The sequence below is a fragment of the Asticcacaulis sp. genome, assembly GCF_051956075.1.
GTDB lineage: Bacteria > Pseudomonadota > Alphaproteobacteria > Caulobacterales > Caulobacteraceae > Asticcacaulis.
Map to the genome: position 1 here is coordinate 18180 of NZ_JBQCGA010000016.1, position 24566 is coordinate 42745.

Annotated in this window: 25 protein-coding genes and 1 pseudogene; 7 read left to right on the forward strand and 19 right to left on the reverse strand. The window is 61.8% G+C overall.

What is annotated here, in order from left to right; genetic code table 11:
• The first annotated feature begins 68 nt into the window (after positions 1-68).
• Entirely contained in the window at positions 69-206 is a 138-nt protein-coding gene (locus tag ACTHLA_RS04500) for a hypothetical protein (RefSeq protein WP_440185890.1), read from the forward strand.
• A gap of 73 nt (positions 207-279) precedes the next feature.
• On the opposite strand, the gene ACTHLA_RS04505 is transcribed toward ACTHLA_RS04500, so the two are convergent.
• The 4 genes from ACTHLA_RS04505 to ACTHLA_RS04520 form a co-directional block, all read right to left on the reverse strand.
• Entirely contained in the window at positions 280-654 is a 375-nt protein-coding gene (locus ACTHLA_RS04505; protein ID WP_440185891.1) for a hypothetical protein, read from the reverse strand.
• Between the two features lie 216 nt (positions 655-870).
• Positions 871-1257 (reverse strand): hypothetical protein, encoded by a 387-nt coding sequence (locus tag ACTHLA_RS04510; RefSeq protein WP_440185892.1) that lies wholly within the window; start codon positions 1255-1257, stop codon positions 871-873.
• A 244-nt stretch (positions 1258-1501) separates the two neighbouring features.
• Positions 1502-3220, reverse strand: coding sequence for a methyl-accepting chemotaxis protein (locus ACTHLA_RS04515; RefSeq protein ID WP_440185893.1), 1719 nt, complete (start codon positions 3218-3220; stop codon positions 1502-1504).
• 225 nt (positions 3221-3445) lie between these two features.
• On the reverse strand, positions 3446-4570 hold the full coding sequence (locus ACTHLA_RS04520; RefSeq protein ID WP_440185894.1) for a cell wall hydrolase: 1125 nt from the start codon (positions 4568-4570) through the stop codon (positions 3446-3448).
• A gap of 633 nt (positions 4571-5203) precedes the next feature.
• On the opposite strand from ACTHLA_RS04520, the gene uvrB reads away from it, so the two are divergent.
• The 3 genes from uvrB to ACTHLA_RS04535 all read left to right on the forward strand — a co-directional run bounded on the left by uvrB (position 5204) and on the right by ACTHLA_RS04535 (position 8809).
• Positions 5204-7363, forward strand: coding sequence for an excinuclease ABC subunit UvrB (uvrB, locus tag ACTHLA_RS04525; protein WP_440185895.1), 2160 nt, complete (start codon positions 5204-5206; stop codon positions 7361-7363).
• Between the two features lie 292 nt (positions 7364-7655).
• The gene (locus tag ACTHLA_RS04530) at positions 7656-8063 is read left to right on the forward strand and encodes a hypothetical protein (protein WP_440185896.1); all 408 of its coding nucleotides are present in this window, start codon (positions 7656-7658) and stop codon (positions 8061-8063) included.
• 107 nt (positions 8064-8170) lie between these two features.
• Positions 8171-8809, forward strand: coding sequence for a DUF3617 domain-containing protein (locus ACTHLA_RS04535; RefSeq protein WP_440185897.1), 639 nt, complete (start codon positions 8171-8173; stop codon positions 8807-8809).
• Positions 8810-8815: 6 nt separating this feature from the next.
• On the opposite strand, the gene ACTHLA_RS04540 is transcribed toward ACTHLA_RS04535, so the two are convergent.
• The 5 genes from ACTHLA_RS04540 to ACTHLA_RS04560 all read right to left on the reverse strand — a co-directional run bounded on the left by ACTHLA_RS04540 (position 8816) and on the right by ACTHLA_RS04560 (position 11341).
• Positions 8816-9223 carry a hypothetical protein gene (locus ACTHLA_RS04540; protein WP_440185898.1) on the reverse strand — a complete coding sequence of 136 codons (408 nt, stop codon included), beginning with the start codon at positions 9221-9223 and terminating at the stop codon, positions 8816-8818.
• Positions 9224-9281: 58 nt separating this feature from the next.
• The gene (locus ACTHLA_RS04545) at positions 9282-9821 is read right to left on the reverse strand and encodes a DinB family protein (RefSeq protein ID WP_440185899.1); all 540 of its coding nucleotides are present in this window, start codon (positions 9819-9821) and stop codon (positions 9282-9284) included.
• A gap of 2 nt (positions 9822-9823) precedes the next feature.
• Positions 9824-10177 (reverse strand): dihydroneopterin aldolase, encoded by a 354-nt coding sequence (folB, locus tag ACTHLA_RS04550; RefSeq protein WP_440185900.1) that lies wholly within the window; start codon positions 10175-10177, stop codon positions 9824-9826.
• Position 10178: 1 nt separating this feature from the next.
• The gene (locus ACTHLA_RS04555; RefSeq protein ID WP_440185901.1) at positions 10179-10724 is read right to left on the reverse strand and encodes a 6-pyruvoyl trahydropterin synthase family protein; all 546 of its coding nucleotides are present in this window, start codon (positions 10722-10724) and stop codon (positions 10179-10181) included.
• Between the two features lie 110 nt (positions 10725-10834).
• A complete protein-coding gene (locus ACTHLA_RS04560; RefSeq protein ID WP_440185902.1) occupies positions 10835-11341 on the reverse strand; it encodes a hypothetical protein in 507 nt (168 codons plus the stop codon).
• Positions 11342-11739: 398 nt separating this feature from the next.
• Between ACTHLA_RS04560 and ACTHLA_RS04565 the strand changes: the two genes are divergently transcribed.
• Complete coding sequence (locus ACTHLA_RS04565; protein ID WP_440185903.1) at positions 11740-12141, forward strand: hypothetical protein; 402 nt, start codon at positions 11740-11742, stop codon at positions 12139-12141.
• A gap of 57 nt (positions 12142-12198) precedes the next feature.
• Here the strand turns inward: ACTHLA_RS04565 and ACTHLA_RS04570 are convergent, their stop codons facing one another.
• On the reverse strand, positions 12199-12450 hold the full coding sequence (locus ACTHLA_RS04570) for a type II toxin-antitoxin system RelE/ParE family toxin (protein WP_440185904.1): 252 nt from the start codon (positions 12448-12450) through the stop codon (positions 12199-12201).
• Positions 12447-12725 (reverse strand): antitoxin of toxin-antitoxin stability system, encoded by a 279-nt coding sequence (locus ACTHLA_RS04575; protein WP_440185905.1) that lies wholly within the window; start codon positions 12723-12725, stop codon positions 12447-12449. Before ACTHLA_RS04575 ends, ACTHLA_RS04570 begins: the two co-directional genes overlap by 4 nt.
• A 102-nt stretch (positions 12726-12827) precedes the next feature.
• Here ACTHLA_RS04575 and ACTHLA_RS04580 point away from each other — a divergent pair, with 102 nt between their 5' ends.
• A complete protein-coding gene (locus ACTHLA_RS04580) occupies positions 12828-13073 on the forward strand; it encodes a DUF4160 domain-containing protein (RefSeq protein ID WP_440185906.1) in 246 nt (81 codons plus the stop codon).
• The gene (locus tag ACTHLA_RS04585) at positions 13066-13455 is read left to right on the forward strand and encodes a DUF2442 domain-containing protein (protein WP_440185907.1); all 390 of its coding nucleotides are present in this window, start codon (positions 13066-13068) and stop codon (positions 13453-13455) included. The genes ACTHLA_RS04580 and ACTHLA_RS04585 overlap by 8 nt, the downstream gene beginning before the upstream one ends.
• Before the next feature lie 79 nt (positions 13456-13534).
• Here the strand turns inward: ACTHLA_RS04585 and fba are convergent, their stop codons facing one another.
• The 8 genes and pseudogenes from fba to tkt form a co-directional block, all read right to left on the reverse strand.
• Complete coding sequence (gene fba / locus ACTHLA_RS04590) at positions 13535-14572, reverse strand: class II fructose-bisphosphate aldolase (RefSeq protein ID WP_440185908.1); 1038 nt, start codon at positions 14570-14572, stop codon at positions 13535-13537.
• Between the two features lie 127 nt (positions 14573-14699).
• Complete coding sequence (locus ACTHLA_RS04595; RefSeq protein ID WP_440185909.1) at positions 14700-15896, reverse strand: phosphoglycerate kinase; 1197 nt, start codon at positions 15894-15896, stop codon at positions 14700-14702.
• Between the two features lie 25 nt (positions 15897-15921).
• The gene (locus ACTHLA_RS04600) at positions 15922-16419 is read right to left on the reverse strand and encodes a hypothetical protein (protein ID WP_440185910.1); all 498 of its coding nucleotides are present in this window, start codon (positions 16417-16419) and stop codon (positions 15922-15924) included.
• A 220-nt stretch (positions 16420-16639) separates the two neighbouring features.
• Positions 16640-17662 (reverse strand): annotated as a pseudogene (gap, locus tag ACTHLA_RS04605) (type I glyceraldehyde-3-phosphate dehydrogenase).
• A gap of 168 nt (positions 17663-17830) precedes the next feature.
• The gene (locus tag ACTHLA_RS04610) at positions 17831-19390 is read right to left on the reverse strand and encodes a sensor histidine kinase (protein WP_440185911.1); all 1560 of its coding nucleotides are present in this window, start codon (positions 19388-19390) and stop codon (positions 17831-17833) included.
• Positions 19391-19403: 13 nt separating this feature from the next.
• The gene (locus ACTHLA_RS04615; RefSeq protein WP_440185912.1) at positions 19404-20147 is read right to left on the reverse strand and encodes a response regulator; all 744 of its coding nucleotides are present in this window, start codon (positions 20145-20147) and stop codon (positions 19404-19406) included.
• Between the two features lie 335 nt (positions 20148-20482).
• Positions 20483-22369, reverse strand: a complete 1887-nt coding sequence (locus ACTHLA_RS04620; protein ID WP_440185913.1) for an acyltransferase family protein — start codon at positions 22367-22369, stop codon at positions 20483-20485.
• Positions 22370-22478: 109 nt separating this feature from the next.
• Positions 22479-24470, reverse strand: a complete 1992-nt coding sequence (gene tkt, locus ACTHLA_RS04625; RefSeq protein WP_440185914.1) for a transketolase — start codon at positions 24468-24470, stop codon at positions 22479-22481.
• Between the last annotated feature and the right edge of the window lie 96 nt (positions 24471-24566).

Sequence of the window (24566 nt, forward strand, 5' to 3'; positions counted from 1 at the left end):
GGGTGAGAACCCCTGCGAGCCGCGACGCGTCTTCTTGTCCAACGCATTTGGAAAAGGAGGCGCAAACCATGCAAGACCAAGACAAGAAACAACACGCCATGACGTCCTTCGCCCTGTTCGGCGGCCTGTTCGGCAGTCCCCGACATAGCCGGGAGGAGCGCGTCGTCAGTCGTCCTCAGGACTATCGCCCGTTTCAGCGCAAATAGCTGACGCTTGCGAACACGAAAAAGCCCTCCGCGATCCATCGCGGAGGGCTTTGTTTTTGGGCGCCGGACGGGCTCAGTTCGAGGCCAGCTTGACGCCAGCCTTGGTTTCGGCGGCGGCCATGTTCGGGCTCTTGCCATTGACCTTGATCGACGAACCGGAGCCGTCGCCATTGAACTTGGCGTTGGCCTCGATCCAGTAGAGGCCGTCGGCGGCCAGGAAATTGTACTTGAAATCGACGCTGTAGGCGCCGCCGCGGAAGTCGCAGCTTTCGACATTGACCATCTGTTTGCCGGTTACCGGCACGACCTTGCTGACGGCGGTCTTGGCGACGCCTGCGGCCAGCATGCCGGCGGTCGATTCCTGATCTTCGCTGCATTCGCCGGCGTGGGCGACAGCGGCGCTCAGGGCCAGGGCGGCGACGCCCGCGATAAGAACCTGTTTGATCATGTTTCCCTCCTTGATTTCTTCAGGATGGGCCTATCCTAGGACAAACTGAAAAATATTCAGTAAATTCAAAGGATACATAATTTTAAACAAGGTAAATGCAGTAGGCTGAAACCCTTACATAGCTACGAGCGCAGGTTAAGGTCGCATCTGAAACGATAAAAACATAAAAAAAGCGCGGACGGGGCCGCGCTTTTCTCATATCCGGTACAGGAAAGCTTAGTTCGAGGCCAGCTTCACGCCCGCCTTGGCCGAAGCGGCGGCCAGGTTGGAGCTGAGCGAGGTCAGCTTCAGTTCGGTGACCGAGCCGCCCGCGACCTTGGCGTGGCCCGACACCCAGTAGAGGCCGTCCGAACCGATGACATTGTATTTGAAGTCGGCCATGAGGCCGCCGCCGCCGACGTCGCAGGTGTCGAGGTTGATCATCTGCTTGCCGGGGTTCGGGATCATGCTGGAGATCTTGGCCGAGGCGGCGGCGGCGATCGCCTTGCCAACCATGTTTTCCTGACCGTCATCGCAATCGGCCAGCGCCTGGGTGGCGAAAACAGCGGCGGAGAGACCCAGTACGCCGGCGACGAGCCAGGTCTTGGAAACGGACTTCTGCATTTTGCAAACTTTCCTGATATTTACGCATTTGGATACGATTGAAAGAAGGGCCCGTCGCGATCCATCCCGACGTTGTTCTGGCCTGAATGAAGCTTATACGCGCATGTATTTAATGCCGCGTGAATCGCTGTCACAATTTACGGCGCCGCAATAAAAAAAGTTTCGACAGTTACGGAAGCGGGCCGCGCGCAAAAAAAGAGGCGTCCGAAGACGCCTCTCATCAGGATCAGGGTGAAGGCCGCAATCAGGCGGCGGTCAGTTCCGCCAGGAAGCGGCGGATGTTTTCGCTCATCGCTTCGGTGCGCTGCGTCAGTTGCGTGGCGGCGGCCAGCATTTCCGTCGAGGCCTTTTCCGTGTCGGCGGCGGAGGCCGACAGTTGCGACACCGACGACGAAGCCATCGAGGTGCCGTCCGAGGCTTCGTTGACGTTGCGGGCGATTTCGTTGGTCGCGTCGCCCTGCTGATGCACCGAGTCGGCGATCGAGGCGGCGATCTCGTTCATGTGCTTGATCGTCTCGCCGATGCCGCGGATGGCGCCGACGCCGTTTTGCGCGGCGGCCTGGATGTCCTTGATGCGCTCGCGGATTTCATCGGTCGCCTTGGCGGTCTGTTGCGCCAGAGATTTGACTTCGGAGGCCACGACCGCGAAGCCCTTGCCCGCTTCGCCGGCGCGCGCCGATTCGATGGTGGCGTTGAGGGCCAGCAGGTTGGTCTGCTGGGCGATGGCGTTGATCAGGTCCACGACCTCGCCGATCTGGTCGGCGGCGCGGCTCAGTTCGGCCATCGAGTCATTGGTGCGGTCGGCTTCCGACACCGCTTCGGCGGCGATCTCCACCGAGCGCACGGCCTGGTCGCCGATGACGCCGATCGAGGCCGACAGTTCGGTGGTCGCCGAGGCGACGTTCTGCACATTGTCGGCGGAATTGCGGATCGAGCCCACGGCGTCCTGCGAGCGGCGCTCGTTTTCCTGCGCGATGGTCAGGAGGGTGCGGCCGTTGGCGTCGAGGTCCGAGGCGGCGGAGGACAGGGCGTCCAGCATGTCCTGCGCTTCGTGGCGGAAGCGTTCGGCCAGTTCGGCCATCTGGCGCGCGCGCTCCTCGCGGGTCTTGTTGGTGGCGGCCTCGATGGCCATCAGGCGCTCTTTTTCCTCGGCGTTCGACTTGAACACATTGAGGCTGTCCACCACGCTCTTCAGTTCGTCGCGGCGGGCGAGAGCGGAGATATCGACCTCAAGATTGCCCTTGGCCAGTTCCTCGGTCGTCTTGGCGATGCGGTTGATGCCGGTGACGGTGACGCGCGAGAACAGGAAGGCGATGGCGCCCGACACCAGGGCCATCAGGATGGCGAAGGTGGTCAGCAGGCTGACGCCGGTGGTTTGAGCGGCCTTGGCGTCTTCGGCGGCCTTCGAGGCAGCGGCGATATTGGCCTTGATCAACTGATCGCTGAGCGCCGACATCTTGGCGTAGCCGTCGTCGAACTGCGACATCAGCGGCGGGACCGAGGTGAAGTCCACATCCATGACCGAACCGGCGAATTCGACGGCTTCCTTATAGGTCTTGATCTCCTTGCCCAGGTCGGTCAGCAGCTTCTTCTGCGCCGGATCCTGCGTCGCGGCGGAGTCCTTCTTGACGCGGTCGCCGATCTTGCCGAGATCGGCGGCGACCGTGTTGACCTTGTCAGAGGCGTTGGCCGTCGGGTCGGTGGCCTTCAGCGTCAGGGCTCGGAACAGTTGCCCGTTTTCTTCCTTGATCCCAGCCTTGATGTCGCCCAGCTCCTGCACCTGCGGCAGCACCACATTGTTGATGCGGTCGATGGTCTTGCCCTGGCCGTTCATGACCATAACGGCGCCGCCGGTCAGAACAGCGATCATGGCGGTCGCAATGGCGGCGGGCGCCATGAACTTGATGGTGAACGACCAGTTTGAAATTTTCAAACCACCCGAAGAAGCGCTGGGTTTCAGCATAATTAGCCCCTGAAAGATACCTGACTGAAAGTTATCGTCCTATGCGTCTTTCCGACGGCGCGCAGAATCATTCCGCGCCGAGGGTTAAGACGGCTTGCGGCCAAGGTGTCAGATTAAGGTTGTTGAATTCCTAACGCGGCGAACGGCGCGTCGTCCGGGCGATGCGCGCGTGAAAACGCCCGCCGGAGAACCGGCGGGCGCCACGATAACCACGAAGGGTTAAGCTCAGGATTTGGCGGGCGCCGGGGGCGTCGCCTGAAGCGGCTCCGACACCTTGACGGGGGGCGCCTTACCGGGAACCATTTTGGCCGCCGCTTTCGCGACGGGCTTATCCGCAGCAACGGTGGCGGCGATGTCGCGCGCCGCCTGTCCGCCGACCTGCGCCGAAGCGGCGACCGGCTTCGGTTCCGCCTGCGCCGCATTGAGCGACAGGGCGTTGAGCAGGGCGGTCTTATTCGCGGCGTCGTCGTGCGCCTGATCGCGGTCGGCGATCATCTGCGGCGCGGGCGTCGATGACGGCTGCACATCGTCGCTCAGGCGCGCGCCGTGGCCGCGGAACTGATAGAAGATATGGCTGCCGATGGTGGCGACGCGCTGCATGGTCGCCGACCAGCCCGGATGGACGCTGACCGTATGGAAGCTGGTCGCCGTGCCGACATCCTTCATGACATAGCCGTTCAGCGCTGAACGCGCGATGTCGCGCGCGCGCCGCCAGGCGCTGCGCTCGACCGGCGCGGTCATGGAATCGTTGCAGGCGAAGCTGAACTGGCACGCGCCCTGCGCGGCGCCCTGATAGACGACGGCGCAGACGCTTTTCGGATAGCTGGGGTTGCGCACGCGGTTGACGATGACCTGAGCGACGGCGCGCATGCCGTCCTGGCCTTCGCCGCGCGCTTCATAATAGACGGCCTGATTCAGGCAATCGAGATCGTTCTGGTTGGATTTGGCGAATTTGAAGCTGGAGGCCGCGCGCACCGCGACCGGGTGGTCGGAGACGGTCGCATTGGCCGTATCGTCCATCAGCGTCGCGCGCAGTTGCAGGGCCTGGACCTTCTCGCCGCGCACATAGCTGGAGGTGCGCAGGGCGTTCATATTCTGCGCCTGCAGGGCGTTGTCGGCGCCCTGATCGTTGAAGCGCGAAAAGCGGCTCGCAATGCTCATCGCAGCAGAATTCAGGGCGCCGTTATCAGCGGCGTCGAGATCGGCCAGATCGGTTTGCCCATCCTGATGGGACAGTTTCTGGATCTGGTCCGCCTGTTCACGAAGGCTGGCCTCATGCGCCAGTGTGCCGCCGAGCCAGACCGCGCCGAACGCGGCGCCGATCAGAAGGCCGACGGAGCTGGCCGCCATGAGCGCGCGCATGCGGTGGCGCGCAAGTGGGGTTGAAGTCAAGACTATCTGGTCCTCTGTGGCGAGGGCGCAGGCGCCCCCCGGAAGGTCTGTCGGGACGGGTGGCGACTTCGCGCCGCGTCCACAACAAAAGCCAGCGAGGAGATAGGGCCCGCTGGCTGAGGGCGTTCTCTAGGGGCGAATTGTGGCGAAAATGTGTTATTGCCTGGTTAACACTTAGGCAGGCTTTAGTGTTACGTCTCTATACAGGGACAAAGCCAAGAAAACGGCGTCAGCAGCCCCTAGGTTACAATCTTTTTATTGACATATAAATTTGAGTATTTGCGTCATAAACTATACGATACGCTTGATGGATATTATTTATGATTTCTTTATGAGGTCAAAAATTTATAGAAAAGCCAAGTTTTAACCCCTTGTTAAAATGCCGCCGACAAGACAAAAATGGCGTCCGTGCGGACCATAACGCCGATACCTGATTTTAAACGACTGGAATCCCGGCATTATTTGCCGATCGGTTCTCCGCCCGCTGACAAGTTTTGACGCTAAACGGAGGTTAAATGGCCCACGCGGCGGGGTTGAAAACAAATTTTATCGGCCCCTTTCAATTTTTTCACCCCTGACTATGTTGTGTTCATGTCTCGTTCTGCCCCTCCCGCCGGTGTTTCCGAAGCGTCCGGCGCTTTCGTGACGGATTATGACGCGTCGCCGATGATGTGGACGCCGCACCGGCCCGCGCGCCCTGACAAGTCGGAGGGCGGGCGCACATTCCGTCTGGCCGCGCCCTATGAACCGGCGGGCGATCAGCCGCAGGCCATAGCCGATCTCATGGCGGGGCTCGAAGGCCATGAGCGCGATCAGGTGCTGCTGGGCGTCACCGGCTCCGGCAAGACCTTCACCATGGCGAAGATCATCGAACAGACCCAGCGCCCGGCGCTGATTCTGGCGCACAACAAGACGCTGGCCGCGCAGCTCTATTCCGAGTTCAAGGCCTTCTTTCCCGACAATGCGGTCGAGTATTTCGTCTCCTATTACGACTATTACCAGCCCGAAGCCTATGTGCCGCGCACCGACACCTATATCGAGAAGGATTCCTCGATCAACGAACAGATCGACCGCATGCGCCACGCCGCCACGCGGGCGATCCTGGAGCGCGACGATGTGATCGTGGTCGCCTCGGTGTCGTGTATCTACGGCATCGGCTCGGTCGAGACCTATACCGCCATGACCTTCGAACTGAAGGCGGGCCAGACCATCGACGAGGCGCAGTTGCGCGCCGATCTCGTGGCCCTGCAATATAAGCGCAACGATCAGGCCTTCGAGCGCGGAACCTTCCGGCGGCGCGGCGACGTCATCGAAATCTTCCCGGCCCACTACGAGGACCGCGCCTGGCGCATCAACATGTTCGGCGATGAAATCGAGTCGATCCATGAGTTTGACCCGCTGACGGGCAAGAAGACCGCCGATCTCGGGGAGGTCAAGATCTACGCCGCCAGCCACTATGTTACGCCGCGTCCGACCCTGCGCCAGGCCATAGATCGCATCAAGATCGAGCTGAAACAGCGCCTAGCCCAGCTTCACGCCGAGGGCAAGCTTCTGGAGGCGCAGCGCCTCGATCAGCGCACCACCTTCGATCTGGAAATGATGGAGGCGACCGGCGCCTGCGCGGGCATCGAAAACTATTCGCGTTACCTGACCGGGCGCAATGCGGGCGATCCGCCGCCGACCTTTTTTGAGTATCTGCCCGAAAACGCCCTGCTGTTCGTCGATGAAAGCCACGTCACCGTGCCGCAGATCGGCGCCATGTACCGCGGCGACTTTGCGCGTAAAAGCGTGCTGGCCGAATACGGTTTCCGCCTGCCGTCGTGCATGGACAACCGCCCGCTCAAGTTCGAGGAGTGGGAGGCGATGCGGCCCGATTCGGTGTTCGTCTCGGCGACGCCCGGCAAGTGGGAGATGGAGCGCACGGCGGGCGTCTTCGCTGAGCAGGTCATTCGCCCGACCGGCCTGAACGACCCGCCGGTCGAGAGCAGGCCCGAGCATAAGGACGGCTTCAATCAGGTCGATGACGTCATCAATGAGGTGCGTCAGGTGGCGCAGAACGGTTATCGCTCGCTGGTCACGGTGCTGACCAAGAAGATGGCCGAGAGCCTGACCGACTACATGCACGAGCAGGGGCTGCGCGTGCGCTACATGCACTCGGACATCGACACGCTGGAGCGGATCGAGATCATCCGCGATCTGCGGCTGGGCGCCTTCGACGTGCTGGTCGGCATCAACCTGTTACGCGAAGGGCTCGATATTCCCGAATGCGGTTTCGTCGCCATTCTCGACGCCGACAAGGAGGGCTTCCTGCGCTCGGAGACCTCGCTGATCCAGACCATCGGACGCGCCGCGCGCAATGTCGATGGCCGCGTCATCCTCTATGCCGACAGGATCACCGGCTCGATGGAGCGCGCTCTGGCTGAAACCACGCGCCGCCGCGAAAAGCAGCTTGCCTATAATGAGGCGCACGGCATTACGCCCGAATCGGTCAAGCGCGGCATCAGCGACATTCTCGATAGTCCTTATGAGAAGTCGGACCGCGTGCAGGTTCCGATTGGCGTGGCTGAAAAGGACGCCAAACCGTTTCTTGGCTCCAACTTCCAGGCGACGCTCAAGGATCTGGAAGGCCGGATGCGCGAGGCGGCGGGCAATCTGGAGTTCGAGGAAGCCGCGCGGCTGCGCGACGAAATCAAGCGGCTCAAGACGCTGGATCTGGCCTTCGCCAAAGACATGCTCGATTCTGATGGTTGATTCTGGCGGTGGAATCTCGCGGTTGAATCTGGCGCTTTGACATACAAGTCGCACGAGAAGCGTCGTTTTTGCCACACACCTGTGGATAAAAGCGCAAGTTTTGACGCAATCGCGCCACATTTCCTCTGGATTTTTATTTTGAAACGCGAGACCCTGTCATTACGGTAAGGCGCCGTCCGGGGGAGTCTTAAGCGCTTTTTAACCCTCTCGCCGGACAATTTCCACCTCAGGTGGCGCGCGCCGTTCGACGGTTCATGCGATGTGGGCCGGTGTTTCGCAGCGGGGTTTGAGGATGCGTAGGACTCGATTGAATGTGGTGCCGCCCGCTTCCAAGGAAGTGGCGCTCGGACAGGTTATCGACGGCGACAAGGTGATGAGCCTGCCGACCCAAGTGACGCACAAGACCGATCTCGCGGACGAGGCCGCCACAGTTGTGCGCGAAAGCCGCACCCAGCGCGTCCGTCGTTTGCAGGCCGAAGCCCGTGAACTGGCCGCCGAGCAGATCAGCGAATTTGAGACCCTGCTTGAAGCTACGGCCCGGATGGCGGTCGAGATCGCCGATGGCGGTGAGGTTTATGGCGTCGGCGCGCGTGAAATCTGCCGTCGTCTGGCCGAGGAGCTGCCGCGCACCTTGCAAACCCTGCAGGTCATCACCAAGAAGACGACCAATTTCGCGGAGGCGGTCAAAAAGAGCGGCTGAGGCGCGACTCGCCTGACGCGCGATATTTAAAACTGGCGCTCCTGACGGATTTCCCTTAGTTTTCCACGCGCAAGCGCTTGTCGCGCCTGCGTGTGCGAGGATAGCGCATGGCGCGAAAGTCAGCCTTTATCGTCCTGCTGAGTCTGAGCGCGGCTCTGGCGGCCTGTCACAAGGCGCCGACAAAGCCCGCCGAAGCGCCGGTCATACCCCCGCCGCCTCCGCCGCCGCCCTTGCAGCCTCTGCCCGCGCGCGCGCCTGGCCTGTGGCGGACCACACTCACAGAGACCGGCAGCGCCGAGGCGCCGCAGACCCTCGACATCTGCATTGATGCGCAGGTGGACAAACATCTGGGCGTATTGGGCAACGATCTCAGCGGCGACACCTGCACGGAGAAGGGGTATCGACCGCAGGGCGACGGCAGCCTCGGCTTTCTGGCCGAATGCCACACCGGCGAAGGCGTGGTGACCGAATATTCCGGCTCGATCGACGGCGACTATACGCATGACTACATGATGAAGGTGCGGCTTCAGACCACCGGCGCCAATCTGAATCGCGTTGCGACCTATGACATCGCCTCCAAACGCATCGGCGCCTGCGCAACCGGTCAGAAGCCGGGCGACGTAATCAGCGACGGCGTCAAGGTCAATCTGTTCGACATGGCTGGACTGGGCGCCGGACTGGGTAAGGATAAGGGTAAATCCACCGAAGAGGATAAGTCCGCCGCTGCGCCGGAGGGCGGCGACTAATCAACCCTAAACCAACCACGTCTTCGGATTGGGCAGGGGGCGGAAATAGAGCAGGTGGTTGAAGCCCATGATCGCCCGTCCGACCGTATAGCCAAGGCAGATCAGCACCAGACCCAGCATGACGATGTTCACCGTCGGCGAGGTGACGCCGTGTTTCTGCACCACGGTGTAAAGGGCGGCGCTTAGCACGACCGGGACGATGGCGAACCAGAAGGAGCGGACCTGAAACTGGTAATGGCTCTTGATCCAGTCGGGCGCCTTGTCCTCGGCGAAGCTGGCCATGAGCAGGGCCAGCACGCCGGTCAGGCCGAAGGTCAGCACCATGAAGAAGATCAGGATATAGTTCAAAAAGGCGGGCAGGCGCGCGTCCGAGGCGAAGCTCTTGATGTGTTCGGTCAGCGTTTTTTCGGCCATGCCTGTCCCCTTTAACCTGCTCAGCCTAGTACGGCTTTTTCATGCTGCATAGCAAAAACTACGCATCGAGGTCGGGAACCATGGCGATCAGGTCGGTGACGCCGATGTCGAGATCGGTCTGGCTGAGCAGGGTGGTGATCTGGCCGCGATGGTGGGTCTGGTGGTTGAAGACGTGGCTGAGGACGAGGCCGAGCGTCTTGGTGAAGGGCAGGCCTATGGTGTTGTGATAGCTGAGCGGCCCGGCGATGTCGGCGTCGCTCAGCGCCTCGACAAAGACGACCAGGGCGGCGTCGATGCGCTCCCGCACCGGCTTATAAGCGTCCAGCGTCGGGTAGGGCAGCTCATTGAGCGCGGCGGGTTTGGGCAGGTCGTCGATCATCGCCAGCGTTTCGCCGAACGGAAACGGGCGGATGCGGCGCAGCCACATCAGGTCGGCCACGACCAGATGGTTCATGGTGCCGAGGATCGAGCCGAAAAAAGCGCCGCGGTCTTCGAGCAGGGCCTCTTCGGGCAGGCCTTCGACCAGAGCGATCAGTCTGGCGTTCATTGTCTGGTTATAGCGCGCCATCAGGCGCAGATGCTCTTTGTAGGCCAGCATGTTTAGTCCCTTTCCATCACCACGCAGACCCCCGCGGCTTCGGCGTCGGCCAGGGCTTCGGGCTTGTGGATGGTGACTTCTATGCGCGTGACGTAGGGCAGGCCGAGCAGGCCGCGCGCCAGATCTTCGGCCAGGGTCTCGACCAGCTTGATATGGCCGCGCGCGATGATGGCGCGCGCCGTTTCGCCGACCTTTTCGTAGTTGAGCGTGTCCTTGAGCAGGCGGATCTCGTGCAGGCCGAGGTCGAAGACGGCGTCGATGATCAGCGGCTGTTCGCGGCCATGTTCGTGGTCATAGACGCCGATCGCCGCCAAGACCTTCAGACCCTTCACGAAGACGCGGCGGCGGGTCAGCATGTCACAACCTTTCCCAGCTATCGACCGGCAGCAGGTCGTTCATGCTCATATCGGCGCGATGGCACCAGTCGCCTAGGTTTACCGTGCAGGTCGCCAGATCGGCTTGGGTCAGGATGACGCTGTTGGTCGGCGTCTCCTCGATCTCCAGCCGCACGCACTCAAAGTCCGGGACATGCACGGCCATGATGGCGTTGAGCTTCATATAGAGGGCGGCGGCGACGGCTTCGGTGGTCGGATCGCCCTGAATGACGAGGAGACGCGGCAGGATTTCGGGTTCGTGGTCGCGGAAATAGCCGATCATGGGATCGTCGTGGCCAAGCTGAAACGCATGGTCGAGGCTGACATCGACGAAGCGGTGCCATTGCTTTTTCAGATTGGAGAAGTTTTCGGCATAGTTGGCGCCGCCCCAGTCGAAGGTCTTGCCGGGTTTTGCCTGAAGATCGACGCAGACAAATTCGTTATGGCCATGCGGGGTCGCGCACTTCGAATCGCGGTCGAAGCGCAGGCGGTGGGCCATCGAAAAGCGGCGTTTGAACTGGATCAGCATGCTGGAAACCCTATGCGGGCCTTCAACAGCAAAGCGCGGGCGGAGTCAATGCGGGAGGTGGCGGAGGAGGGGGACCGCATCGTGCTCAAGGAGCGAAGCGTCAGCGCGCTTCAGGGCGGTGGGAGGGGGGCTTTGCCGGACCCTGAAACAATGGGCTTATGGGCGGGATGACCTGGATCGGCATCGCGAGCATGGCCGGCATCCGCCGCCTTCGCCGTTCTGACGGGCAGCTTAATCTCGATGTCGCAACCGGGTTCGGGCGTTTTGATCGCGTCTCCGGCGGCGTCCCACCACTGGCCAAGGTCACGGCGGCGCTCCTCGCTCCATTTAAGAGTCCCGGCCAGCGACACCTGCGCCTTGAGGGCTTCGCCCTCGTTCTGCGCGCGCTCGGCCCGGACCTTGCGCGGATCGGGCCCTTGATGTTCGGCGCGGTCGCAGCGGCTGTAGAGTCGCTCGATCACCGCCGCCACGCGCACGGCGCGCTCGACGCCCGGCAGGTCTTCGGGATCGTCCATCTGCGTGATCTTCACCAGCATCCCGTCGGCGAAGGCGCGAAGCATCTCGCGCCTTTGTTCCGGCGTCAGGTGGGGCTGGTCTGTGCGCGCATCCGATGACATGGGGATAGGATGCGGCAGAAATTGAGGAGGGGGATAAGTTGAGGTCTGGATCGCGCCCATTGCGGACATTGATCGAAAACTGCGTGGACCGCCTGAAACCAGACGTGCCCCATGCTCGGCAACTATCTGCGTATAGAGCAGAAGTCCGCGTTAAAGACCAAAAGTCTCTCGCAAGCTCCACACCTCATCGTCAAATCCATCGTCTGCTAAATGTGGCTCGTGACCGCCCGGCGCCCTTTGCAGACATTTGACGATTGCCGAAATATCCCGTTAATCGACATCGCCGCCTTCTCACCTGGAGCGCCGCAATTACGCCATTTATGGGAGGTGATGACAAAGAAACTTGACATGCATACTTTGGAAATGTAAAGGACGCTTGTCAAGCAAAGGGGGACGTAATGAAACATGCAATGCCTAGCCGAGGCGCTTTCGTGTTTAAGATTGTCTTAGCCATAGGCTATACGGCTATCTGCGCCGTTGCCGAAAATGGTCACTTGGTCGCTGCCCCGCCTGAAATGCTTGGGTTTGCCGTGATGGCAATTACACTAGCGCCGCTAATTTTTTGCGGTATCATCTACGCTCTGTGGTGGCGCGGGGCTGATGAATATCAGAAGGTTTTGGAATATCGCGCCATGTCCAAAGCTGCACTAGGCGGCCTCGGGTTTCTCGTTGCAGTTAAGCTGACCAGCTATTTCTTACCCATCGTGGAGCATGTGCCATCTCTTGCGGTAGTTGGCATGGTCATGGTTTTTTGGATTTCGACAAGCCGGAACTTAAATGTCGTAGCGTTGAGATCTTAGAGCGCCGATCTGATGGAATCAGATCGGCGCTCTAATTCTTTGTTTTATCGCTCTTTCTTATCCGAAAAGTGGAGCCGTTTTTTGGGGGGGGGAACGCTCTAGCCGGTTGGGATTCATGTGCGCTGTTGCACATTTAAGTTTCGACCGGTCAGCCGCCGCAGACATACGTTGGGTCAGTTCGAACAGGTTGTTGGCCGCGCGCAGAAACAACTCGTCCATGCCTAAGGCGGCGCGGGGATTATCGGCGGCGATAAAGTCGAAAATCGCCAGGCGGTCGTTGAGCGCCTCCGGCGACCAGACCAGTTTCACGGCTTATCCAGAAACGGCTGACGCCGCGCCGCCATGACCGCCTCCACATCATCATGCGTAAGGCCCTTGGCAGACGCCAGAGACGATCTTGCGGCCTCGACCTTGTGCTGGAGAAACGTCTCATAGTCGCGCATCTCGCGCTGTCGCTTGACAAAGTCGCGCATCATGTCGCGCACCACCTGCGACGCCGAGCGATGCGCGGCTTCCGCCTCAGCCTTGAACGCCGCATGCAGATCGGGTTCGAGCTTCATGGTGAACAGGGATTGTTTCGACATGGCGACGCTCCGGTATATAGAAAGTATATACCTAAGGCGTCTCTTTGGCAAGAAAGACCCAAAAACCTAGACGCGCATCTAGGTTTTTGCTATCCTCCATCCATGCCGACGGTTTTGACCCTCAGAAACATTCGTGTCGCCATTTATACGAACGATCATCCGCCGAGCCATGTTCATGCCGTGAAGGGCAATGAGGCGGCGGCGCGGTTCAAGCTCAACTGCCCGGACGGGCCTGTTGAGCTGTGGGATCATGACGGGTTCCGGTTATCAGAGTTGAATGAGATTGGCGCGCAGGTTGCGAACAATCTCGCGGCGATCTGTGCGAAGTGGAGTGAGATACATGGCTGAATTCACGATGGTGACGGAGGCGGCGTTCGCCAAAAAGAAACGGCCTGCGACGGCGGCGTTCCGGGCCGAGAGCGCGACGTTCGATGCGCGGACGAAGCGCCTTATTGTGCAGCTCAGCAATGGCGTGGAGGCGGCGTTTCCCGTCGGGATGATCAAGGGGCTTGAGGACGCCGCGCCGGAGGATTTGCGCACGTTTGAGGTGCAGGGACGCGGCTTCGGTCTGCATGCGCCGCAGATCGACGCCGATATTTCGGTTTCGCAACTGTTCGAGGATTTGCTCGGTTCAACCGTAATGGCGAAATCGGAGCGCAGGCTGGCGGCCAGCCGCAGCAATGGCGCAAAAGGCGGGCGACCCAAATCCGGCGAACGTAAATCGGCCTAGAAAAACACCCTCAGAGCCGCGCTCTGAGGGTGTTTTCACATAGAAGGGGGTGCATGGGGGAAACCTGTTTCCCCCATGATTAAAGGTAGAACTGCGCCATCGCGCTTAGGCCGACCGGTTTGATCTTCGGCGCATTGCCCGCCGCGCCGAACTGTTCGAAGCGGTCTTCGCAGACCTGCTGCATCATGGCGTAGGCGGGCTTGAAATAGGTGCGGGGGTCGAAGACCGAAGGGGTTTCCACGAAGGTCTTGCGGATGCCCGCCGTGATGGCCAGGCGCAAATCGGTGTCGATATTGATCTTGCGCACGCCCATCTTGATGGCTTTTTGCAGCTCCTCGACCGGCACGCCCCAGGTCTGGGGGATTTCGCCGCCGTTTTCGTTAATGATGTCCTGAAGCTCCTGCGGCACCGAGGATGAGCCGTGCATGACCAGGTGGGTGTTGGGCAGGCGCTTGTGAATTTCAGCTATGACGTGCATGGCCAGCACCTCGCCGTCCGGCTTGCGCGTGAACTTGTAGGCGCCGTGCGAGGTGCCCATCGCGATGGCCAGGGCGTCAACCTGGGTCTTGGCGACGAAATCGACCGCCTGATCGGGATCGGTCAGCAACTGGTCGTGCGACAGCACGCCTTCGGCCCCGTGGCCGTCCTCGGCCTCGCCCATGCCGGTTTCAAGGCTGCCCAGCACGCCCAGCTCGCCCTCGACCGAGACGCCGCAGGCATGCGCCATCTCGACGACGCGGCGCGTGACATCGACATTGTAGTCATAATCGGCGGGGGTCTTGGCGTCGGCTTTCAGCGATCCGTCCATCATCACCGAGGTGAAGCCGTGCTGGATCGCCGAGGCGCAGGTGCCGACCGAATTGCCGTGGTCCTGGTGCATGCAGAGCGGAATTTCCGGGTAGATCTCCACCAGCGCATTGATCATGCGCTTCAGCATCAGGTCGTTGGAATAGGCGCGTGCGCCGCGCGAGGCCTGAATGATCACCGGCGACTGCGTTTTACGCGCCGCCTCCATGATGGCCAGGCCCTGCTCCATATTGTTGATGTTGAAGGCGGGCATGCCGTAGTCCTGCTCGGCCGCGTGGTCGAGCAGTTGCCGCAAACTGATACGAGCCATGATCTTGTCCCTCTTTCATGCTCTGTTTCGTAAAGGCCGCCGCCGGTGGCCCGGTGACGGCGATGGCTTGGACGCCGGTTGTGTTCTGTTTGAAGCGTCCGAAGCCATAAATTTTAAATAGGTTTCCTTACCCGTGTAAAGCCTCGACGCCGGGGAGAGGCTTGCCCTCCATCCATTCGAGGAAGGCGCCGCCCGCCGTCGAAACGAACGTCATATCGCCGACGACGCCCGCATGGTTGAGCGCCGCGACCGTGTCGCCGCCGCCCGCAACCGCGACCAGTTTACCGGCTTTGGTTTGCGATGCAGCAAATTTCGCCGCGGCAACCGTCGCCGCGTCGAACGGTGGCAATTCGAACACACCGAGCGGGCCGTTCCAGATCAGGGTTTTCGAGGCTGCCATGACCTCTGTGAGCTGCGCGACCGTCTTTGGGCCGGCGTCGAAAATCTTGTCGTCAGCGGAGAGCGAAGCGCCTAAGTCCTGCGTACGGTTGGGGGCGTGGGCCTTGAAGTCCTGCGCGACCACGATGTCGAGCGGCAGCAGGATTTTGCAGCCCTTGGCTTCGGCTTCTTTGAGGATGTCGAGCGCGGTGTCTTTCAGGTCTTTTTCGCAGAGAGAGCCGCCGACATCGTGGCCCTGCGCGTAGAGGAAGGTGTTGGCCATGCCGCCGCCGATGGCCAGGGCGTCGAGCTTGCCGACGAGGTTTTTCAGCAGGTCGAGCTTGGTCGAGACCTTCGAGCCGCCGACAATGCCGAGGGTCGGGCGTTGCGGATTGCCGAGCGCGGCGTCGAGCGCGTTCAGTTCGCGCTTCATCGACTCGCCGGCATAGGCGGGGAGAAGGTGGGCGACGCCCTCGGTCGAGGCGTGGGCGCGGTGGGCGGCGGAAAAGGCGTCATTGACATAGAGGTCGCCGAGCGCCGCCAGTTGTTTGGCGAAGTCGGGGTCGTTCTTTTCCTCGCCGGGGTGGAAGCGGACGTTTTCCAGCAGGGCCACGCCGCCTGCGGGCAGGGCGTCGATCACGGACTGCGCCGTGTCGCCGACGCAGTCGCTGGCGAAGGGGACGGTGGCGCCGAGCAGGGCCGACAGGGCGGGGGCGACGAATTTTAGGCTCATCTCCGGCACGACCTTGCCCTTGGGGCGGTCGAAGTGGGCGAGCAGGGCGACCTTCGCGCCCTTGGCGGCGAGCTTCTCGATGGTCGGCAAGGCGACGCGCAGGCGGGTGTCGTCGGTGATCGCGCCGTTATCCACCGGCACGTTGAAATCGACGCGCACAAGGGCGGTCTTGCCGGTGAGGTCGGACAGGTCGTCGAGGGTTTTGAAGGTCATGGGTATATTCGGGGGTTAAAAAGTTCTAGTAATTGTGTGACATTTCGTAGAGGGTGGAATAATCGTTCTTTTTCCACGCAGTACAAAACTTTTCATTTCTCGGAATAGCAGTGGCAGAAACACTGGAACACTTATTTTTCCAATCTTCCGGGAATTGGCAACCTGTTTCTATTTTATTGTAATATTCATCACCACCACTCATGCCATCTTTAGTGTGATAGCTCCATGATTCGTAATCACTGATATCTGGGGGGCCATCATATAGTTCCACTTCACCTGAAATAGCGTCATATATAAATAAACTTGACCCTGTATAGGCTCCCATCCGGTTTTTCGCATTCACAGTACCGCAGATAGCGTTTTTTGATTTATTTATATAAGTAAATTTTCCAGAAGATGGGTCAATTAGCATCTTAGATATTGCACTACGAGCTTTACCTTCCGGAGTAATGGGAAGGCGATCGCAGCTTGTAATGCTCATCACTATGATGAGCGACAGTGTAAAGTTGAATATCCTGATCATTACATTCCCCCGATGTAAAAGCAAAATTCCGCCTAAGTGCTAGAGCAATATCTTAACATACTATGATCTTCATCTCGTCATGACAATGGACTTAACCGAGGAAGAAACCCCACCACCACGCCCTGCGGGCGCGGTCCCCCTCCCCAGCGAGCTGGGGAGGCATAAGGGGGGAGGCCCTCTGAATAGTGAAAAGGCTCCTGTCGCCAGGAGCCCTTCTTCTTTACAGGTGCTTCGCGAACGCCAAAGCCGTGTCGGCCATGCGGGTGGAGAAGCCCCATTCGTTGTCGTACCAGCTAAGGACGCGGACGAGCTGACCTTCGATCACCTGGGTCTGCTTGAGCGCGAAGGTCGAGGAGTGGGCGTCGTGGTTGAAATCGTGCGACACCAAGGGCTCGTCGCTGTAGCCGAGAATGCCCTTCATCGGGCCGTCGGCGGCCTTGATGATCGCTTCGTTGACCTCTTCCTTGGTCACGCTGCGCGTCGGCACGATCTTCAGATCGACGACCGAGACGTTCGGGGTCGGCACGCGGATCGAGGAGCCGTCCAGCTTGCCCTTCAGGTGCGGCAGGACGAGGCCGACGGCCTTGGCCGCGCCGGTCGAGGTCGGGATCATGGAAAGGGCCGCCGCGCGGGCGCGGTAGAGATCCTTGTGCATGGTGTCCAGCGTCGGCTGGTCGCCCGTCTAGGAGTGGATGGTGGTCATATAGCCGCGCTCGATGCCGCACAGATCCGACAGAACCTTGGCGACCGGGGCCAGGCAGTTGGTGGTGCAGGAGGCGTTGGAGATGACCACGTCGTCGCTGGTGAGCGTATCGTCATTGACGCCGAACACGATGGTCTTGTCCGCGCCGTCGGACGGGGCCGAGACGATGACCTTTTTCGCGCCCGCTTCGATATGGGCCAGGGCCTTTTCCTTCGAGGTGAAGATGCCCGTGCATTCCAGCGCGATGTCGACACCCAGCGCCTTGTGCGGCAGCTCAGCCGGGTTGCGGATCGCCGTGACCTTGATCGGGCCGTAGGTCGCGCCGTTGGCTATAATCGTCAGTTCGTCGCCATTGACCTTGACCTCGGCGGGGAAGCGGCCATGCACGCTGTCGTAACGCAGCAGGTGCGCATTGGTTTCCACCGGGCCGAGATCGTTGATGGCCACGACCTCGATGTCCTTACGACCATGCTCGATGATCGAGCGCAGAACCAGGCGGCCAATGCGGCCGAAACCATTGATGGCGACACGTAAAGCCATGGGCGGAAATCCTTCTCTTCGATGACGGCGTCATTTTGCTGACTTTGGCGCCGGTTCTTCAACCTGAGGGCCTGCAAGTCAAGCCCTATTTCGCGCCGCACCCAATATGGTAACGCTATCAGGGAATTTCCAGATCAAGCCCTTATTTCGCCTGAGAAAAGCGGAGGATTAAAGGGTTGCGGCTGCAACTTTCCGGGCGGCTTTCGGGCGCAGCAGCGGCAGGCTCAGGCGCGCCTCCAGACCGGTGACCTGCTCGCCGTCATAGCGGTTGTGCAGGCGCAGGCTGCCGCCCTGCGCTTCGGCCAGCGCGCGCGCGACCGACAGGCCCAGCCCCGTGCCGCCGGTGTCGCGGTTGCGCGAGCTTTCCAGCCGGAAGAAGGGCTCGAACACCGCCTCCAGCGTCTCCTCCGGCAGGCCCGGCCCGTCGTCGATCAGGCTGAGGACGGCGTCGCCGTTTTCGGCGCGCAGTTGCACACGACAGCCGGAGGCGTAGCGCCCGGCGTTCTCGATCAGATTGGTCAGGATGCGCGTTAAGGCGACCTGATCGCCCAGCACACGGATATTGGGCGCAATCTGCGCTGCGCCGATCTCACACACCGGGCTCATATCGTCGATCAGGCTTTCGGTCAGGGCCGACAGGTCGAGCGGACGCATCTGATCGGCCAGCTTGTGCGCGCTGGTGAAGCTCATGGCTGAGCGGATCAGAGCGTCCATATGGGCGATGTCCTGGGACAGCTTGTCGCGCACGGCGGCGGGCAGGTCTTCGATACGCAGCCGCATGCGCGCCAGAGGCGTCTTCAAGTCGTGGGCGATGGCGCCCATCAGCATGGTGCGGCTTTCGATCTGTTTGCGGATGCGCGCCTGCATGGCGTTGACGACCTCGGCGGCCTGACGCACCTCGCGCGGACCGGCGGCCAGGATCGGCGGGGCGTTGTCCTCGACGCTGAGCTTGGCGGCGGCTTCGGAAAAGGCGGCGATCGGACGGGCCAGACGCTGCGACAGCAGATAGGCCAGCGGGATGATCAGCAGCGTCGCCAGTCCGAAACCGATCAGCAGCCGCGCCTGCCACGGCTCGATCAGCGAGCGCGGGGCCAGGATGACGCGGTAGGCGCCGTCGGGCGTGCGCCAGGCGGCGTCAAAGGCCGGATAGACCAGACTGGCGCGCGCCGTGGCGCTCATCATGCCATATTCGCCGGGATCGCGGCGCAGAGTCCAGTCGCCATGCAAGGCGGGGTTTGCAGACGTCGCCGCGTCCTTGGGGGGGAAGCCGAAATTGAGACCGCCGCCGCTCGAATGCGCCGGATCGTGGTCGTCGAAACCGCCATGCTGATGGTCCCACGAACGCGGAAATTCATGGCGCGGCCTGAAGCTGACCCAGATCTGGTTTTCCGGGGCGCCAAGCTGTTGCGACAGACGCTCGCGGATGACCTGTTGCAGATCGCGGAACAGCCCGCCCATCTGCGGCGGATGCTCGACGAAATCCGGCGCCGCATCATGTGTCGCGCCGCGCAGGCGGTGGCCGTTCTGCAGCCGGACCTCGCCGCCCTTCAGTGCGGTGACGGCCTCGCCAATCGTGTAGCCCGACGGTTGCGGCGCCGGCGCCTTGAGCACGACCAGGGTGTTGACGCCGAGCGCCAGCACCAGAACGCTGAGCGACAGGCCCAGCACCTGCCAGAAGATCGGCAGGGAGACGAACAAGGGATGCGCGGCGCGCGGCGTGGACGGCATTATTTGCGGGATATTACTTCAGGGGCTTGAACATATAACCGATGCCGCGAATAGTGCGGATAATGTCCTCGGCGTGGTCGTCGCTGAGCTTGCGGCGCAGGCGCGAAATCTGCACGTCGATGGCGCGGTCGAAGGAGTCGGCGTTGGGGCCGTGCAGGTGGTCGAGGATCTGATCGCGCGTCAGGGCGCGGCCCGGTCGGTCGAGGAAGACGCGCAACAGCTCGAATTCGGCATTGGACAGGGCGACCTGAACGCCATCGGGGCGCACAAGCGTGCGCTTGATATTGTCGAGCTGCCAGCCGAAAAAGTGGGCGATCGGGCTTTTGGCGTCCCAGCCGCCGCTGCGCGCCTCGCGGCGACGCAGCACGGCGCGGATGCGCGCCAGCAGCTCGCGCGGGTGGAACGGCTTGGCCATATAATCGTCAGCGCCCAGCTCCAGACCGACAATGCGGTCGATTTCCTCGCCGCGCGCCGACAGCATGATCACCGGCGGCCCGCCCGCCTCATTGAGGCGCTTGCAAACCGACAGGCCGTCCTCGCCAGGCATCATGTAGTCGAGGACGACGATATCGACGTCGCCGCGCGCCAGATGCCTGTCCATGTCGCGCGCCTGCGAGGCGGTATCGACGACGAAGCCGTTATTGGACAGGAACTGGCTGATCAACTCGCGCAGATCGGGATCGTCGTCGACGATCAGCGCGCGGGTCGTTTTGGCGGCGTCGGATGCGGAGTTGGGGGCAGGGCTGGCGAGAGACATGAAACGCTCCGGGAAACAAACACAGACAGCCCCCTATCACCGAAGGTTGCGGCGGTCTGATTGCGCGCTTGTAACACGGAAGCCGCTTACGCCCCAATTGGCTTTTTCTTTGGCAGTCGCCAGCAACAGACGGGCGCGACGCCGGTCGGCCCGGATGGCGATCCATCGCCGCAAAACTGAAAAAAACGGGTGATGCCGCGACGGAAGCCTGTTTGCGGCGCGTTGAAGATGCGGACGTCGTGACCACGACGTAAGAGCCCGTTCCCGCCGGTATCTCCCCGGAGCCGTCGGGCGACGGAAAGGCCGTGACAGCCGCCGCTGTCACGGCCTTTTGCTTATTTTTCCGGCTGTGTATTGAGCGACAGTTGCGACAGGATCTTATCCGCCAGAACGCCCGCCCCGGTCAGGCTCAGATGACCGGCGTTGAAATACAGCACGCCGACGCCGGGCTGATAGACGTGGCACAGGGCGTCGTCGCAATACAGGCTCTGTGGCTCGACATGCTGGATATGGTTCTTCTGCGTGAAGCGGTCGAAGTCGTCGATGATCGCCTGATGGCGGGCCAGATATTCCGACAGGGGCTGGCCGACCTGTTGCGGCTGATGCGTGCGGATGGACAGCGCCAGTTGCGACGGCGGGTCGAAAGTGTAGATCGGGATCGGATAGACGAGGATCGCCGTCTTGCCCGCCTTTTGCAGGTCGAGCGCGGTCTGCTCCATGCCCGCCGTCGCCGCGCGCGCCGCCTGATCGTCGTCATGCACATTGCCGACCAGAATGACGGTCTGCATGTTCGGATCGGCCTTGATGGCGGCCATCATGTCGATATTGTGCTGGCGGCAGACCGGCTTGCCGCTCAGCGTGGCCGGACAGCCCGACATGGTCAGTTCGCGTAAGGACTGCCCGTAGCCGCCGAGCTTTTCGCCGAGCGCGCGCGACAGTTCGGCGCCGTGGCTGTCGCCCCAGACCGCATAGGCGGGCGCGACGCTCTTATCGCCGTAAATGCAGGTCTGCGCATAGGGAATCGGCTTGTTCGACTCCATATGGCAGGTCTTGCGGTCATGGTTGTAATCGTTGCTGGCCTCCAGATAGGCGCGGGCCTGCGGCGAAAAGCGCTGCGGCAGGCCGTCATTGTAATAGATGAGCAGGCAGGCGGCGATCGAGGCGGCCATGCAGCCAAGCGCAAACCAGAGGACTGGCTTGCCGGGATGCCGCAGAAACGGCGCTTCGATATAGCGCCAGGACAGCCAGCTCATCGCGCCGGACAGGATCAGGGCGGCGATCACCGGCCAGACCGCATCGGGGAACAGGAAGCGCGCGAACACCAGCAGCGGCCAGTGCCACAGATAGAGCGAGTAAGAGACGTCGCCGACGCGGACCAGCGGCCTTGCGCTCAACAGGCGGTTCGGCAGGCCCTGCGGCGTCAGCAGCAGGGCGGCGGTTCCGAGGCAGGGCAAAAGCGCCCACAGGCCCGGAAACGGTGTTTGGTTATTGATGACGACATAGCCGATGATGATGGCGAGCAGACCGGCGGCGCCCAGCAGGCTTTGCGCGCGCTGGCTCAGGTTGAGGCGCGGCAGGGCGCCCGCCGCCAGCGCGCCGATCAGAAGCTCCATGGCGCGCGACACCGGCCAGTAAAAGGCGGGCGCCGGATAGCGCTCCAGATTGATCTGGCAGACATAGAGCGACGCCAGCGCTATCAAAGCCAGGGCGGGCCACAGCAGCGGCTTGGCCCAACGGTGAAGCGCGTACAGGATCGGCGGATAAAGCAGGTAGAACTGCTCCTCGACCGCCAGCGACCAGGTATGCAGCAGAGGCTTTAATTCGGCCTGCAAATCGAAATAGCCGCTTTCGCGCGCGAAGGCGAAGTTGGAGAGATAAAGCGTGGTGAAGAACTGGCTCTTGACCAGCGCCTTGAGCAGGGGCGGCGGAAAAAAGATCAGCCCCGCGGCCATCACGAAGGCCAGCATGGCGAACAGGGCCGGATAGAGCCTGCGGATGCGGCGGCGGTAGAAGTCGACAATGGAAAACCGGCCCGCCTTCATTGGCCGCAGCAGCACCTGAGTGATCAGGAAGCCCGACAGCACGAAGAAGACATCGACGCCCGTGAAGCCGCCGGGCAGCAGCGCATGATCGGCGTGGAACAGGACTACCGCCAGAACGGCGAGGGCGCGCAGGCCCTGAATGTCGGCCCGCTTGGGCGGATGGATGGCGGTGTCGTTCATGGAAATGGCTGGCCCCTGCTTTCGCCCTGCCTAGCCGGTCAGAGCGGGAAATGCAAACAGGTGGCCAACACAACACGCTCCTCCCCATCAAGATGGGGAGGAGAAAGTCTTACAGCGCGGCTTTGGCTTTCGCGGCTACGTTTTCCGCCGTGATGCCGAATTCCTTGAACAGGCGGTCGGCGGGGGCGGAAGCGCCGAAACCTTCCATGCCGACAAAGACGCCGTCCTCGCCGATAAAGCGTTCCCAGCCGAGTTTGGCGGCGGCTTCGACGGCGACGCGGACCTTCGCCTTACCGATCACGGCCTTACGGTAGCTTTCCGGCTGCGCGGCGAACAGATCCCAGGACGGGACCGACACCACGCGGGTGGCCACACCGTCGGCTTCGAGCAGTTTCTGCGCCGCAACCGCGACCGAGACCTCGGTGCCGGTGGCGAAGATGGTCACCTGCGCGTCTGACGAAGCGGGTTTCAGTTCGTAAGCGCCCTTGAGCGCCAGATCGCCAGCGGCCTCACGCACAGCCGGAACCTTCTGGCGCGACAGCACCAGCATGGACGGGCCGTCCAGCGTCAGGGCGGCCTTCCAGCATTCGGCGGCCTCGACCATGTCGGCGGGGCGGAAGACGTGCAGGCCGGGCATGGCGCGGTACGAGGCCAGATGCTCGACCGGCTGGTGCGTCGGGCCGTCTTCGCCGACGCCGATCGAATCGTGCGTCATCACGTGCACGACCTTGGCGCCCATCAGGGCGCCGAGGCGCACCGCCGGACGGCTGTAATCAGAGAAGACGAAAAAGGTGCCCGCATAGGGCAGGACGCCGCCATGCAGGGCCATGCCGTTCATCGCCGCCGCCATGCCGAATTCGCGCACGCCGTAATGGACGTAGCGGCCGCCATAATTATCGACGTCGAAGCTGGTCATGCCCTTGACCAGCGTATTGACCGAGCCGGTCAGGTCCGCCGAGCCGCCGACCAGCGTATCGAGCGCCGGAACCAGAGCGGCCAGAGCCTTGCCCGAACAGGAGCGCGTCGCATCGGCGGGCTTGTTGGCCACCGCGTCGGCGATATGGGCGTCGAGCGCCGCAAACACGCCTTCGGGCAGCTTGCCCTGCATGGCGGCGTCGAAAGCGGTATAGTTCGGCTTGGCTTTCGCGGCGGCTTCCCAGGCCTTGCGGACACGGGTTCCCTTGCGGCCCGCCGCTTCCCAGGCCTTCTTGATCTCGGCGGGGATGGTGAAGGGGTCGTGCAGCCAATCCATATGCTGACGGGCGGCCTTGATCTCGTCGTCCATCAGGTTGTAGCCGTGGCCCTTCTTGTCGCCTTCCAGCGGACCGGCGCCCTTCGACACCGCCGTCTTGCAGGCGATCATCACCGGCTTGTCCTGCTTGACAGCCCAGCGCATGGCGGCGGCGATCTTCGCGTGGTCGTGGCCGTCCACGGCCTTGACCGCCCAGCCCGCCGCCTTGAAGCGTAGCAGTTGGTCGCCGGTTTCGGCCAGAGTCGCCCAGCCGTCGATGGTGACATTGTTGTCGTCGAACAGGACGATCAGATTGTTGAGCTTATAGCGCCCGGCCAGCGAGATCGCCTCGTGCGACACGCCCTCCATCAGGCAGCCGTCGCCCGCGATCACCCAGGTCTTGTGGTTGACCAGGTCGTCGCCGAAGCGCGCATTGAGATGACGCTCGGCCATCGCCATGCCGACGGCGGTGGCCAGACCCTGACCCAGCGGGCCGGTCGTGCATTCGACGCCGGGCGTATGGCCGTATTCGGGGTGGCCCGCCGTGGTCGATCCCCACTGACGGAAGTTCTTGATATCTTCCATCGACACCGACTTGAAGCCGGTCAGGTGCAACAGCGAATAGAGCAGCATCGAGCCGTGGCCCGCCGACAGCACGAAACGGTCGCGGTCGGCCCAGTCGGGCTTTTTCGGATCGTATTTGAGAAACTTGGTCCACAAAACCGTCGCCACATCGGCCATGCCCATCGGCATGCCCTGGTGGCCGGATTTCGCCCGGTGGACGGCCTCCATGGACAGGACGCGGATGGCGTCGGCCATCAGGACCGGTGACGGTTTGCTCCCGGAGGTCACGGCGGCGCTTGTGGTCATGGGCGAGTCTCTATTACACTGTCTGTTAACGGATGAGTTGACGCTGCCTTTAGCGGAACTTGCCGCGCAAGTGTAGGTTTTTTCGCGCCACGCGGT

Coding starts and splice junctions, on each gene's coding strand:
- uvrB (WP_440185895.1), top strand. CDS start 5,204: ATGTCTCGTTCTGCCCCTCCCGCCGGTGTTTCCGAAGCGTCCGGCGCT.
- ACTHLA_RS04505 (WP_440185891.1), bottom strand. CDS start 654: ATGATCAAACAGGTTCTTATCGCGGGCGTCGCCGCCCTGGCCCTGAGC.
- ACTHLA_RS04595 (WP_440185909.1), bottom strand. CDS start 15,896: ATGACCTTCAAAACCCTCGACGACCTGTCCGACCTCACCGGCAAGACC.
- ACTHLA_RS04580 (WP_440185906.1), top strand. CDS start 12,828: ATGCCGACGGTTTTGACCCTCAGAAACATTCGTGTCGCCATTTATACG.
- ACTHLA_RS04575 (WP_440185905.1), bottom strand. CDS start 12,725: ATGTCGAAACAATCCCTGTTCACCATGAAGCTCGAACCCGATCTGCAT.
- tkt (WP_440185914.1), bottom strand. CDS start 24,470: ATGACCACAAGCGCCGCCGTGACCTCCGGGAGCAAACCGTCACCGGTC.
- ACTHLA_RS04530 (WP_440185896.1), top strand. CDS start 7,656: ATGCGTAGGACTCGATTGAATGTGGTGCCGCCCGCTTCCAAGGAAGTG.
- ACTHLA_RS04600 (WP_440185910.1), bottom strand. CDS start 16,419: ATGATCAGGATATTCAACTTTACACTGTCGCTCATCATAGTGATGAGC.
- ACTHLA_RS04500 (WP_440185890.1), top strand. CDS start 69: ATGCAAGACCAAGACAAGAAACAACACGCCATGACGTCCTTCGCCCTG.
- ACTHLA_RS04555 (WP_440185901.1), bottom strand. CDS start 10,724: ATGCTGATCCAGTTCAAACGCCGCTTTTCGATGGCCCACCGCCTGCGC.
- folB (WP_440185900.1), bottom strand. CDS start 10,177: ATGCTGACCCGCCGCCGCGTCTTCGTGAAGGGTCTGAAGGTCTTGGCG.
- ACTHLA_RS04515 (WP_440185893.1), bottom strand. CDS start 3,220: ATGCTGAAACCCAGCGCTTCTTCGGGTGGTTTGAAAATTTCAAACTGG.
- ACTHLA_RS04610 (WP_440185911.1), bottom strand. CDS start 19,390: ATGCCGTCCACGCCGCGCGCCGCGCATCCCTTGTTCGTCTCCCTGCCG.
- ACTHLA_RS04520 (WP_440185894.1), bottom strand. CDS start 4,570: ATGGCGGCCAGCTCCGTCGGCCTTCTGATCGGCGCCGCGTTCGGCGCG.
- ACTHLA_RS04560 (WP_440185902.1), bottom strand. CDS start 11,341: ATGTCATCGGATGCGCGCACAGACCAGCCCCACCTGACGCCGGAACAA.
- ACTHLA_RS04585 (WP_440185907.1), top strand. CDS start 13,066: ATGGCTGAATTCACGATGGTGACGGAGGCGGCGTTCGCCAAAAAGAAA.
- ACTHLA_RS04535 (WP_440185897.1), top strand. CDS start 8,171: ATGGCGCGAAAGTCAGCCTTTATCGTCCTGCTGAGTCTGAGCGCGGCT.
- fba (WP_440185908.1), bottom strand. CDS start 14,572: ATGGCTCGTATCAGTTTGCGGCAACTGCTCGACCACGCGGCCGAGCAG.
- ACTHLA_RS04565 (WP_440185903.1), top strand. CDS start 11,740: ATGAAACATGCAATGCCTAGCCGAGGCGCTTTCGTGTTTAAGATTGTC.
- ACTHLA_RS04540 (WP_440185898.1), bottom strand. CDS start 9,223: ATGGCCGAAAAAACGCTGACCGAACACATCAAGAGCTTCGCCTCGGAC.
- ACTHLA_RS04510 (WP_440185892.1), bottom strand. CDS start 1,257: ATGCAGAAGTCCGTTTCCAAGACCTGGCTCGTCGCCGGCGTACTGGGT.
- ACTHLA_RS04615 (WP_440185912.1), bottom strand. CDS start 20,147: ATGTCTCTCGCCAGCCCTGCCCCCAACTCCGCATCCGACGCCGCCAAA.
- ACTHLA_RS04620 (WP_440185913.1), bottom strand. CDS start 22,369: ATGAACGACACCGCCATCCATCCGCCCAAGCGGGCCGACATTCAGGGC.
- ACTHLA_RS04545 (WP_440185899.1), bottom strand. CDS start 9,821: ATGCTGGCCTACAAAGAGCATCTGCGCCTGATGGCGCGCTATAACCAG.